This is a genomic window from Pontibacter sp. CAU 1760, from assembly GCF_054482735.1.
In genome coordinates, this window is record NZ_JBTLRL010000004.1 from 227557 (window position 1) to 240249 (window position 12693).

The following is a 12693-nucleotide window of genomic DNA, read 5'->3' on the forward strand; positions in this document are numbered from 1 at the left end:
AATGGGAAGATCGAAATTAGCCAAATTTGCTGCCATTGCGGAGCGTGAAAATGTGATTGAGCCGGGTAATGAGCACTATGGGCAGTTAAAAGGAAAGTGGCGCCAGGAGTTTTTTGAGAATGAGAACCCGGTGGTGCTGGAAGTTGGTTGCGGCAGGGGAGAGTATACCGTGGGGATGGCTCAGCTGTTCCCGGATAAGAATTTTATCGGAAGTGATATCAAGGGCGCACGCCTCTGGAAAGGAAGCACGCTGGCTCAGGAAGGAGAACTAGAGAACGTGGCCTTTCTGCGCACTTTTATCGAACAGATCGAGGATAACTTTGATGCCCACGAGGTTGATGAAATCTGGATCACTTTTCCAGACCCTCGCCCCCGTGACCGGGACATCAAGCGCAGGCTGACTTCGCCGCGTTTTCTGGAACTGTATAAGAAAATCCTGAAACCGGATGGTATCCTGCATCTTAAAACAGATAACCTTGGTTTGTTCGACTATACCCTGGAGGTATTACAGGAACGTGCCTCGCAGATCAGGAACCTGGTTTATACCCATGATTTGTATAACTCGGATTTGCAGGAGCACACGATGGGCATTTATACCACTTACGAGAAGCGGTACATCGCTGAGGGAGTAGCAATTAAATACCTGCAGTTTCAGTTTAACTAAAATGCCTAAACAAACAGCGCCTGCTTTAATTCATAAAGCAGGCGCTGTTTGTTTATAATGATGTATATCGTTTAAAACTTATTTCGCTTCATCCAGTTCAAGGCATGTTCAAACCAGGCGTTCCCGGATGTGGGGTTATGAAGGCCGAAGCCATGTCCGCCTTTCGGGTAAGTAAATATCTCTGCTGAAACGCGGTTTTTAATCAGCGTATCATAAAAGGCCCGCGAGTTTGCTATGGGCACTGCCTGATCGTCTTTGGCATGCATCAGAAACGTTGCAGGGGTCTGCGCCGTCACTTGTTTCTCATTCGAAAACTCAAAACTCAGCTCTGCTGTGGGGTTGGTGCCAAGGAGCTTTTCAAAGGAGCCTTTATGCCAAATCGCTGTGTCGTTGCTGATGACAGGGTAGGCCAGGATCATAAAATCAGGGCGCATGTTAACCAATTCAGCATCTTCAACATAGGTCTTATCGAAGTGCGTGCCTACGGTCGATGCCAGGTGCCCTCCGGCAGAAAAACCCATAATGCCTATTTTATCTGGTTTGATTTGCCACTCTTCTGCGTTTTCATGGATAAGTTGCATGGCGCGCTGGGCATCCTGGAGCGGGGCCAACTCCGGATGGGAGGATGTTGCAGGGTTTGGTAACCTGTACTTCAGAACAAACGCTGCGATCCCCCGCTTGCTAAATTCTCTGGCCACATCGTAACCTTCATGGCCGGAAGCCAGGATGCTGTAGCCGCCGCCAGGGCAAATCAATACGGCAGTACCGGTGGCTTTGCCTTTTGGCGGAAGGAAAACCGACAAGGTTGGCTTCCTGACCTTACTTATCCTGATTTTCCCGCCTTCGTTGCTAACGGATTCCTCATCAGGACCTGGAATTTCATTGGGGATAGCGGATCGGTACAGCGGAATCTCTGTTTCACTTTTCTGGGCAAACCCCTTATGCCATGAGAAAGTGGCTGTGAGTACCAGTGCAACAAAGCAACAGCAAGATGTATACCTGGAGAGTTTAGTTTTCAGCATGCTATTCTTTTAATTGAGATTCTACAGTTGATTGTTCTATTCCGTCACGGGCTCGCCTTTATACCAGTTTTTGCCTAGTGTTCTTCTATCTCCTCAAAAATATCCTGCAACTCATCAAAGTCCTTCAGGCCAGGTTTAATCTCGTGGCCTCCGTGCAAACCAATCCCGGCAGGTTTGATTTTGCTTAACGTGTTGTTGATGTTGGTTTTGTCTATGCCGAAACCAATGTATACTTTATATTCCCTTGAGATGCTTTTCAAGAATTTCAGGTTGGTTTCGTCCACGGTCAGGAAGTCATCCGAGTAAATAATGAATGCATGCACTACCGGGCTATAGAGCTCCATCATCTCCAGCAGTTCACTTTCAACGGTGTCCTTGTTGATGAAGATCTTTTGGATTACCGGGCGATTGATTTCCTCAATCTCGTCAATGAGGTATGGCGTATCCAGTTGTATATAATCCAGGCCAAACTCATCGGCCATGTCATTGATCATTTCCGGGCGGGCTCTCGTAAACTCCCCAGCCACTTTTACACCCGATACCCAACCCGTGATTTCTTTCAGTGTATCTGGCTGCACACGCTCCGGATCGTCTAGTTTCAGGTTAAAGCCGATGATATCAACCCCCATACCAGCACAGTAGCGCGCATCGCTTAAATTGTTTATGCCATTCACGATCACTGAAGTACGTAAGCCCATAGATATATTGTGTTTAAGATTTAAGCCGTTTTAAATTATAATTTTCGAATTGTGGTTCAAAGTAAAACGCATTTCATGAACCATGCCACTATTTTATGCTTTTTTTCTCCCTTGCATACCCCTGTGCCATGAGGTATATAAGGTGCAGCGAAAGCATTTTTAGATTCCTGAAACTTTATAACTGTATTGTTGTTGCTATATTTGCAATTATAACGAATTTTTTAGCTGAAGTTTTTTTATTACGATAGATGAGTAACAAAGGAAGGGTATTAGTGGCCATGAGCGGCGGCATCGACAGTTCGGTGGCAGCTGTACTCCTGCATGAGCAAGGCTACGAAGTGGTGGGGATGACGATGAAGACCTGGGATTATGCTTCTAGCGGTGCTAGCAAGAAAGAGACCGGGTGCTGCAGTCTCGATTCCATCAACGATGCCCGTAACATCGCAGTACAACTAGGTTTCCCGCACTATATAATAGATATACGCGATGAGTTCGGGGACTTCGTTATCAACCATTTTACGGACGAATACCTTGCTGGGCGGACGCCAAATCCCTGTGTGCTTTGCAATACCCATATCAAATGGGATGCCTTGCTGCGCCGTGCCGACCAATTAGGCTGCGATTTCATTGCCACCGGGCATTATGCGAACATTCGCGAGGAGAATGGCCGGTATGTGATCTCGAAGGGCCTGGACGAAAACAAAGACCAGTCGTACGCCCTGTGGGGGATCTCACAGAAAAGTCTAAGCCGCACGATTTTCCCGTTAGGAAAGCTGCATAAGTCAGAAATCCGGCAGATGGCACTAGACCGTGGTTTTACCGAGTTGGTGAACAAGCCGGAGTCTTATGAAATATGCTTTATACCGGATAACGACTACCGCAGCTTCCTCAAGCGCCGTGTAGAGGGGCTTGAGGAGAAGGTTGCAGGCGGTGAGTTTGTGCTGGAGGACGGCACTGTGATCGGCAAGCACGAGGGCTATCCTTTCTATACCATCGGGCAGCGCAAGGGCTTGGGGGTGGCTTTAGGATTCCCGGCCTATGTTACGCGCATCGACAAAGACAAGAACCAGGTGGTGTTGGGCAACTTCGAGGAGCTGGCCAAAAACGCCATGACGGTTGGCAAGCTAAGCATGTCTAAATACGAGGACCTGATTGACAGACCAATCCCGACAGTTACGAAAGTCCGTTACAACGACTCAGGCACGGAAGCTATTATTGAGCAGGTGGGCGACAAAATGAAAGTGCATTTCCTTTCCGGCGTACATGCAATCGCCCCTGGGCAGGCCGCTGTGTTTTACGAAGGCGATGATGTTGTGGGCGGCGGATGGATTGAGTCGAACTACAACCTGGATTACATTAAACTCGACGTGCTGCAATCATGAGAAAAGCGCTGTTGCTCCTGGCATTGCTGACTGGTTTTGTAACCGGTTGCGAGGACAAGTACAAAGACGTGGGTCCTGATGCCATGGGGTACGGCTATTATCCTTTAGCTGTTGGCGACTATCGCATCTACAGTGTCACCGACATTAAATTTAAGTTTAATGTCGGTGACACTACGCGCTTTCAGATGCGGGAACGGGTAGACACTTCTTTTTACGATCAAACCCAAACGCTCCATTATAAAATCGTCCGCTCCATACGTAAAGACCAAAATGCGACCTGGGAAGACGATTCTGTCATGGTGGTGGCCAAGCTGGACGGCATGGTGCTGCTCACCAAAGACAACACCAAGTATGTAAAGCTTGTTTTCCCGGTGAGGGAGGGCCTTGAGTTTGTAGGCGATGCTTACAACGACCACTTGTATAATGACAGCGTGGTGCCTGTACGCGGCACCAAGATCCGTGACGAAAAGGAGTTGTATACTTACGAAAACGTAGGGTCTCCTTATAGTATAGCCACGCAGATTTTCCCGAATACGATCACGGTGGTTCAAAACGGCCCAAACAGTTACCCAGTCAGACTTGATAAACGGTACGAGGTATATGCCGAAAATGTGGGCCTGGTGTATAGAGTCTTCAACCGGGTAGTTATCGCGGATTGTGCCCCGGATAATTGCAAATTCGGGGAGAATTATAAGTTGGATGGGCACGAGCGCCACGAGGAGTTAATTTCTCACGGAAAAATGTAACGCATGCGTTCTACCTGGCTTCTCCTAACGCTTTCCTGGTTTTTATTAGCCCATGTTGCTTTTGGCCAGGCATCGGGCGAAGCGCAGAAACGCCTCGTATACTTTAACGACAAACAAGGCACGCCATTTTCATTAAACCGTCCCGAGGCTTTTCTATCTCCTAAGGCGCTGTCGCGAAGGCAACGGCAGCAAATTCCCATCACCCCCCGCGATCTGCCTGTTTCACCCGCTTATGTTTCCGCATTAAAGGATTTAGGCGTGGCTGTGTGGTATAGTTCGCGCTGGTTTAATGCTGCCGTAGTGCAGTGCTCAGACGAACAACTGCAGCAAATAAAGGGGCTTCCATTTGTAAAGCAGACAAGAACGCTGAATAGAGTTGCCATACCTCCCGAAAATAAAATTCTGAGAACAAAGCTGACAGTGGAGGAGCAGGTTTCCGAAGCTGTTGCGCAGCAGGCGCTCGATCAGGCAACCTATGGCCTTTCTTTCCACCAAGCCAATATGTTAGGGGCAACAAACCTGCATGAAGCCGGTTATACGGGCAAGGGCCTTACCATTGCTGTTTTTGATGCAGGATTCCCGCAAGTCAACACGTTAGAGCCGTTCGCGCATCTGTTCCAGAACTCCAGGATTCTTGGCACTTACGACTTTGTGGACAAGCAGGAGCAGGTTTACAGCTCAAACGCGCACGGCACCCTGGTACTCTCAACCATGGCCGCTTTTGCACCTGGTAAGATTATCGGGACGGCCTATGAGGCCAATTACCTGTTGCTGCGCACCGAGGATGTTGCCTCCGAGCACCACATCGAAGAAATTAACTGGCTCCTGGCCGCCGAATATGCCGACAGTGCCGGGGCGGATGTCATCAACTCGTCACTGGGCTATACCACGTTCGATAACCCTTCTGTCAGTTATACCTACGCCGACCTGAATGGCAACACCACCTTGGTGGCTAAAGCAGCGGACATTGCTGCGGCAACAGGCATGCTGGTGGTGGTTAGCGCCGGCAACGAAGGCAATAAAACCTGGAAGTACATGGGTTCACCGGCTGATGCAGATTCTGTATTGGCCGTTGGCGCGATTGACTCAGTAGGGGTAAAAGCTAGCTTCAGTTCCTTCGGCCCGACGTCTGACGGACAGATCAAGCCAGACGTAGTGGCACTGGGTGCAAATGCTTACGTACTGTCCACAACCGGCCAGGTTGTGCGGGCTAACGGCACCTCCTTCTCGGGGCCGATCATGGCGGGGTTTGTCACCAGTCTGTGGCAGGCTAATTACAGCAAGACTAACCTACAGATGATACAGTTGCTGCGGCAAAGCAGCAATCAGGCAGCCGCCCCCGACAACAGCGTGGGGTATGGCGTTCCGTCTTATAGCCGCACACTGACGGCCTTGCCCCATCTCCCGCTAAAGAGTTATGCATACCTCACCAACCCCGTGCAGGCGCAGCCACTGGTCCTCACCTTAGGCGAAGAATGGTGGACACAGCCAATGCAAATCAGCATCACGAATGTGGCCGGTAAGCAGGTGTATACCCAGTTGCTGAACAACCCGAAGAAAGAGCAACAACTACAGCTGGAACCGCGCCAGCTGCAGGCGGGCTTATACCTGTGCCAGTTGCGCTCAGGCAAAAAAGTCGTGACGCTTAAGTTTGTAAAGACATAAAACGGCATCGGGAGCCAGCCCCTCCAAAATATTGCTTATCTTGGCAAAAGCACTAATCTGTACTATGAGCCCATTAATTGCACCCTCTGTTCTCGCCTCTGACTTTGCCAATCTGCAATCAGAAGTAGAGATGCTTAACAAAAGTCAGGCCGACTGGCTGCACATTGATATCATGGACGGCCGCTTTGTGCCGAATATTTCCTTTGGCTTTCCGGTAATGGAGGCGATACAGCGCCATGCCCAAAAGCCGATGGACGTGCACCTGATGATCGAGGAGCCGGAACGCTACATCGAGCGCTTCAGAACTGCCGGGGCTGAGTATATCACGGTACACTACGAGGCCTGTACGCACCTGCACCGCACGGTGCAGCAAATAAAGGACACCGGTGCCAAGGCAGGCATTGCCCTGAACCCGCATACCCCCGTGCAGTTGCTGGAGGATATCGTGGCCGATGCGGACCTGGTCTTGATCATGTCGGTGAACCCAGGGTTTGGCGGCCAGAAGTTCATCGAGAACACGTACCGCCGGATAGAAACGTTGAAAAATCTGATCATCTCCCGCAACTCAACCGCCCTGATTGAAATTGATGGAGGCGTGAACCAAGAGAATGCCCCTAAGCTATTGGAGCAGGGGGCGGATGTGCTGGTGGCAGGAAGCTTTGTTTTCTCGGCTGCTGACCCGCTCCATACCATTGCGCAACTCAAAGCCGCTTCTAACTAAGTGTCTCGCATGCTGAAATATCTTTCGGTGTGCCTCTTGCTGCTATTTCCGCTTGCCGTATCAGCACAGCAGGCGCTCCTGCAGGGCAACGTGCTCAACACCCAACGCCAACCCTTAGAATTGGCTACTATAGCCATCAAAGGCACGCAACTGGCCACGCAGACAGATGCTACAGGTTCTTTTAGCCTGCCAGTGCCTTCCGGGCAGGAACTGGTTTTGCTTGTCCGATACCTGGGCTATCAGGAGCTGGAGAAAAAACTGCTGCTAAAACCCGGTGAAACTTTGCGCCTGCAACTGGTGCTACAGTCAAATGATCAGCAGCTGCGCACGGTCGATGTGCGGGGCAAGAACGAGCAGGATACCCGTGAGCAGGTAAGTGTGGTGAAGCTGGATGCCCGCGATATCAAAACCCTTCCTTCTGCCTACGGCGACTTTAACAAGGTGCTGGTTACGCTGCCTGGCGTAAGTAGCAACAACGAGCTATCAAGCACCTATTCGGTTCGGGGGGGTAACTTCGATGAGAACCTGGTGTACGTGAACAACATCGAGATTTACCGGCCATTTCTGATCACGGGTGCCCAGCAAGAGGGACTCAGCTTCGTGAACCCTGACCTGGTGGAAGACATTGCCTTCTCGTCCGGGGGCTGGCAGCCCAGGTATGGCGACAAGCTTTCGTCTGTGCTGAACATCCAATACAAAGAACCCACTGCGTTTGCAGGCTCTGTGAGCGGCGGCCTGACGGGCGGCACCTTGCACCTTGAATCTGCTTCGAAAAACAAAAAAGTGTCGTACCTCTTTGGCGCACGGCATAAAAACGGGCAATACATGTTAAGGGGCTTACCCGTAGATGGCAGGTATAACCCCATTTTCTCTGATGCCCAGGCCTATGTTCACTTCGACCTGAGCCGTAATCCGAGCCAGCCAGGCCGCACAACGCTTGGTATACTGGGAAGCTTCGCCCAAAACGATTTTGCTGTGGAGCCCGAAACGCAGGTGACCACCTTTGGTACGCGCCAGGCCCCGCTGCGCCTGACCATTGGTTTTGAGGGACAGGAACTGATGAAGTACAACACCTATCAGGCCGGCGCTAACCTGACGCACCGGTTCACGGATAATTTTACATCAGAAGTGGTGCTGTCGGCTGTGAACTCCTGGGAACGGGAGTTTCGGGAAGTTGAGGCTTACTACCGCTTGTGCGATGTGAGCACGGTCGGAAACAACGTTGGGGAGTGCCAGCAGGAGCTTGGTTTTGGCTCGCAGTACGACCATGCCCGCAATACGCTGCGCGCCAGGATCGGTACAGTTGAGCTTCGGAACAGTTGGCGCATGAACGCCCGGAGCCAGGTACAGTTCGGGGCAAAGACGAGCCAGGAGAATATTTCAGATGAATTATCGGAATACGGTTTTGCCGATTCTGCCGATTTTGTGTCTCCCACCTATTTCCTCCGGTCTGCACTCGACTTAAGCACACAGCGCTATAGCGGCTATGTGCAGCATACCTATGAAATAGACTCCCTTAAAACCATAACCTACGGCCTGCGTGCCACTTACTGGGGCTTTAACAAAGAACTTAACATTTCACCCCGTGTGCAGTATTCTTTTATTACACGCCAAAACCCCGACCTTTCCTTTAAAGCAGCTTTAGGGCTATATTACCAACCCCCTTTTTACCGCGAGCTTCGGGATTTTGAAGGCAAGCTTAACCCTGATTTAAGAGCGCAACGTGCCGTTCACGCCATTTTAGGGAGCGATTATCTGTTCACAGCCTGGGGCCGAAACTTTAAACTGACTGCAGAAGCCTATTATAAATGGCTCACGAATGTAATCCCTTATGACATCGACAATGTGCGGCTGCGCTATTATGCGCAAAACAACGCGAAAGCCTATGCCGCTGGCTTTGATGTACGGGTGAACGGGGAGTTTATACCGGGTGCAGAATCATGGCTAAGCCTTGGATTGTTGACCACGAAAGAAGATGTGCAGGGCGATTCGTCGTTTGTGTTTAATGGAAGGGGGGAGCAGACCGGGAAAATGGAGAAGGGCTATATCCGGCGACCATCAGATCAGTTGCTGAACATTGGCGTATTTTTCCAGGACCATCTCCCGGACAACCCGACGGTGCGGATGTATCTGAACCTGGTGTATGGCAGCGGCTTGCCGTTTGGTCCGCCCCGCCAGCCGGAGTATCGGAATGGCTTTGATGGCAAATCCTATAAGCGGGTGGACCTGGGCTTCTCGAAGCTAATTTTGCTGGAAAGTGACCTGACTTCCCGCAAGACCGTGTCGTTGGAAAGCCTTTGGATCGGGCTAGAGGTGCTGAACCTGATTGATGCCAATAACAGGATTTCCTATACCTATGTGAGCGATGTAAACGGGCTGACCTATGCCGTACCGAATTTTCTAACGGGCCGCCGCCTCAATCTACGGTTTATAGCTAAATTTTAAGCTCAGCTAGCCTTTAAAACAAAAGCGGAGCCCCCGGTTAAGAGGCTCCGCTTTTGATGCAACATGGACTGCAATTACCTGCGGCGCTTCCAGTCTTCGTAAGCACTTTCAATTTGGCGGGCATATTCTTTGTAGCTATCTGGCTCCGCAGTACCCAGCTTCATTGCCTTTGCCGTGAACGTAGAAGCCATCTGGTACTCGTTGTTATAGGCATAAAGCTTTGCCTTGATCCAGTTATTGAAGAAATTGTCCTTGATGGCAATAGACTTGTTGATCCATTGCAGGGCTTTTTGATGGTGTTCTTTGCGCGGGAGCATATACTCAGCAGCCTGTGCCCAAATATACCAGTCGTCTGGCTTAGCGTTGGCAAGTGCCTTGTTAATGTTAGCCAGGGCCTTTTTCTCTACTTCTGTTTCAATAAGCAGGCTGATCTTCAGGTTTTCCCAGGCTAGGTTAAGCTTTCCTTTGTTCTCATTAATGTCAGAAAACGAAAATTGCATCGTTTCCTGGAAGCTGCTTTTCACTGGTTTCACCTCCAGATACGCCACATCGTTCAGTTCATTATACCCTTCCAGACCCCACAAACCAGTATCGCGGTTAAGCACGACCTGCCATAGCGAGTCGCTTTGAGGGAAAACGAAGAAAGAATAAGTACCGGCCGGCACACGTTCATGGTTCAGGAAAAGTTCATCCTCAAACGTGATGAGCGTGGCCTCGTTTGCACCCGCCCGCCACAAAGAGCCATAAGGTACCAGGTCTCCGAATATCTTTCGGCCCTTCACACTGGGGGTATGGTAAGCAACTTTTATGTTGGTTAAGCCAATGGTTTGGCTAACGGAAGCTGCCGGACTTGCCTGCGGAAACACCACCTGCGCCTGTGCCGATAGGACCGTCATGAAAAAAAACAGGGCAATTGAAAAAAATATTTTACGCATGTTGAAGCTCAGAATATTTAATATATAGCTAAAGTATGATTATAATATAAAAATTATGCCAAACAACTGCTATCGCTCATTAAGTGTTGAGTTGAACCTTAATATCCTGCAAATCTACTAAAAAAGCCTTGCTGCTACTACAGCTTTTAATTGTACCAATGTTGCAAATATAACTAAAGCAATACAAAATTTAAATATATAGTATTGCAAAATTATTTTACTAAGAACTTAAAGAAGATTGTAGTATAAACATTCAAATTATGTGTTGTATAATATGAAACTTATTTTGCGTATAATTGTAATATGTTTATTGAAACTTGTAAAATGCTGCAAGTTGGTTTAGTTGATTAAAGAATAATTATCCCTACAATCTTATTGGTTAACACCTTCTAAATAGCTAAAAATTCGCTCAAAAAAGCCTCTAGGTAGGCTTGATGCAAATAGGCTTGCGATTTATGCCACAGCACTGTGTTTTGGTGAAGGCTATTGCTGTGTTTTTGTTCACCCATACCAAACAATTAAAACAAATTATAAGATGAGTTCAAAAATTTTACTGCAGAATTTCTGCAGGCAGCACCACTATGTCCAGCAGGGGGTGCTGGTGATAGTCATGCTCCTGCTCAGCGCTTTTGGAGCACACGCGCAAACGGTCACATCTGACAAGGATGATTATGCGCCTGGAGAGGTAGCCATCATTACCGGTTCAGGTTGGACAGGGGATCAAATGGTTCATGTAGAATTCAAAGAAGAACCTGATTACCCAGATTATCACGTTTATGATGTTGAAGTGAATGAAGAAGGTAATTGGGTTATCAGGTACGATGTCGAGACACGGCATTTAGGTGTGACATTTACTGTTACTGCTGTGGGCAAACAGAGTGCTAAAGTTGCTACTGCAGTGTTTACTGATGCTTTACAAATAACACCTAATTTATCTCTTACAGAAGGAAGTTCCTCAACCAGTTCAACTGCCACATATACCATAGTCATTAAAAACACTAATACACAAAATACAACTGGAGCTTTAGGTTCTTTTAGAGTTTTACTTCCTAACGGGTTTTCATCACCAGTAGTAAGTGCGCCAAATTCTGGAAATAAAACATGGATTAGCGATGGATATAACGCTACAACTAGATTGATTAGCATGAAAGCTTATGGATCGAGTGATGAACTTAAAAATCAAGAAGAGTTAACCTTTACTGTTACTACTGCCAACCCCGGTACAGCTGGAAGCTATACTTGGACCACAACGGGTTTTGGCAATCGAAGTTATGGTGGGGGTGCTTTTGAAATCTCCGCGCAACCTTTCACAACAATTAAAGCGAATCAAATAATAGTTTTTTCTCAGCTTGCACAGAAAACCTTTGGTGATGCAACTTTCTCTCTAAGTGCAACTTCTAATTCAGGCCTTGCGGTTTCCTACACTAGCAGTAATCCTAATGTGGCTACTGTTTCTGGCAGTACCGTAACCATTGTAGGCGCTGGTATGACAGAAATCATAGCCTCACAGCCTGGTAATAATACTTACAGTGCCGCAGGAAATGTGGCACAGAACTTAACGGTAATTGCCCGGCCTGTTACGGTAAAAGCTAATAACAATACCAAAGTTTATGGCAATGCTTTGACTTTAGGTACTACAGCTTTTTCTATTGATGCATCTACACCTATGGTTTCTGGCCAGAGTATTGGAGCAGTTACGTTAAATAGTGCAGGGGCAACAGTTAATGCTGATGTTGCCACATACAGCATCGTACCGAGCGCGGCTATTGCTGGTGCTAACACAAATCTGAGTAACTACAATGTAACTTATAGCAATGGCACCTTATCGGTTACACCAGCACTAGCCACCATAATGCTATCAGATTTGTCTAAGACCTATACCGGTAGCGCGCAAGGAGCTACTATTACTACCTCTCCGGCTAACCTACCAGTCAATGTTACTTATAATGGGTCCAATACTTTACCGACTAAAGCCGACACTTATGCTGTTATTGCAGTCCTAAATAATAGCAATTATGCAGCTTCAAACGCGACAGGCACTTTGACTATCGACAAAGCCAATCAGACCATCACTTGGGCTACTCCAGCAGCCATCACGTATGGAGCCGCTCTTTCCGCCACGCAGCTGAATGCTTCCGTGGCTGGTGTAGCTGGTGGTTCTGCCGCTGGTGCTCTTGGCTACAACAAAGCTGTCGGCGACGTGCTGAACGCAGGTGATCATACTCTATCGGTAACTGCAGCTGCCACTGACAACTACAACGAAGCAACCAAAACTGTAAGCCTGAAGGTGAACAAGGCTGCTTCTACTGTAGCTGTAACGGGAGATGACACTTTCACTTACAATACATCAGCGCAAGGTCCGGCAGCAGTTACTAAGACTGGCTCAACTGGCGCAGTGACATACAGCTACAGCGG

Annotated in this window: 10 protein-coding genes; 7 read left to right on the forward strand and 3 right to left on the reverse strand. The window is 48.5% G+C overall.

Features of this window, described 5'->3' with window-relative positions; all coding sequences use genetic code 11:
* The first annotated feature begins 1 nt into the window (after position 1).
* Positions 2-664 carry a tRNA (guanosine(46)-N7)-methyltransferase TrmB gene (gene trmB, locus ACXYMU_RS07600; protein ID WP_458985766.1) on the forward strand — a complete coding sequence of 221 codons (663 nt, stop codon included), beginning with the start codon at positions 2-4 and terminating at the stop codon, positions 662-664.
* Between the two features lie 71 nt (positions 665-735).
* Here the strand turns inward: trmB and ACXYMU_RS07605 are convergent, their stop codons facing one another.
* Both ACXYMU_RS07605 and trpF read right to left on the reverse strand, forming a co-directional pair.
* On the reverse strand, positions 736-1686 hold the full coding sequence (locus ACXYMU_RS07605; RefSeq protein ID WP_458985767.1) for an alpha/beta hydrolase: 951 nt from the start codon (positions 1684-1686) through the stop codon (positions 736-738).
* A gap of 74 nt (positions 1687-1760) precedes the next feature.
* Positions 1761-2384 carry a phosphoribosylanthranilate isomerase gene (gene trpF / locus ACXYMU_RS07610; protein WP_458985768.1) on the reverse strand — a complete coding sequence of 208 codons (624 nt, stop codon included), beginning with the start codon at positions 2382-2384 and terminating at the stop codon, positions 1761-1763.
* A gap of 248 nt (positions 2385-2632) precedes the next feature.
* Between trpF and mnmA the strand changes: the two genes are divergently transcribed.
* From mnmA to ACXYMU_RS07635, 5 genes are all read left to right on the forward strand, one after another.
* Positions 2633-3766, forward strand: a complete 1134-nt coding sequence (gene mnmA, locus ACXYMU_RS07615) for a tRNA 2-thiouridine(34) synthase MnmA (protein WP_458985769.1) — start codon at positions 2633-2635, stop codon at positions 3764-3766.
* Complete coding sequence (locus ACXYMU_RS07620) at positions 3763-4512, forward strand: hypothetical protein (protein ID WP_458985770.1); 750 nt, start codon at positions 3763-3765, stop codon at positions 4510-4512. The genes mnmA and ACXYMU_RS07620 overlap by 4 nt, the downstream gene beginning before the upstream one ends.
* A gap of 3 nt (positions 4513-4515) precedes the next feature.
* Positions 4516-6177: a S8 family serine peptidase gene (locus ACXYMU_RS07625; protein ID WP_458985771.1), complete on the forward strand. Its 1662-nt coding sequence runs from the start codon at positions 4516-4518 to the stop codon at positions 6175-6177.
* 64 nt (positions 6178-6241) lie between these two features.
* A complete protein-coding gene (gene rpe, locus ACXYMU_RS07630) occupies positions 6242-6898 on the forward strand; it encodes a ribulose-phosphate 3-epimerase (protein ID WP_458985772.1) in 657 nt (218 codons plus the stop codon).
* Positions 6899-6907: 9 nt separating this feature from the next.
* A complete protein-coding gene (locus tag ACXYMU_RS07635) occupies positions 6908-9343 on the forward strand; it encodes a TonB-dependent receptor (RefSeq protein WP_458985773.1) in 2436 nt (811 codons plus the stop codon).
* A gap of 74 nt (positions 9344-9417) precedes the next feature.
* On the opposite strand, the gene ACXYMU_RS07640 is transcribed toward ACXYMU_RS07635, so the two are convergent.
* A complete protein-coding gene (locus tag ACXYMU_RS07640) occupies positions 9418-10278 on the reverse strand; it encodes a DUF2911 domain-containing protein (RefSeq protein WP_458985774.1) in 861 nt (286 codons plus the stop codon).
* Positions 10279-10813: 535 nt separating this feature from the next.
* On the opposite strand from ACXYMU_RS07640, the gene ACXYMU_RS07645 reads away from it, so the two are divergent.
* Positions 10814-12693, forward strand: a 1880-nt coding sequence (locus ACXYMU_RS07645) for an MBG domain-containing protein (protein ID WP_458985775.1), incomplete at its 3' end; no start/stop codon positions are given.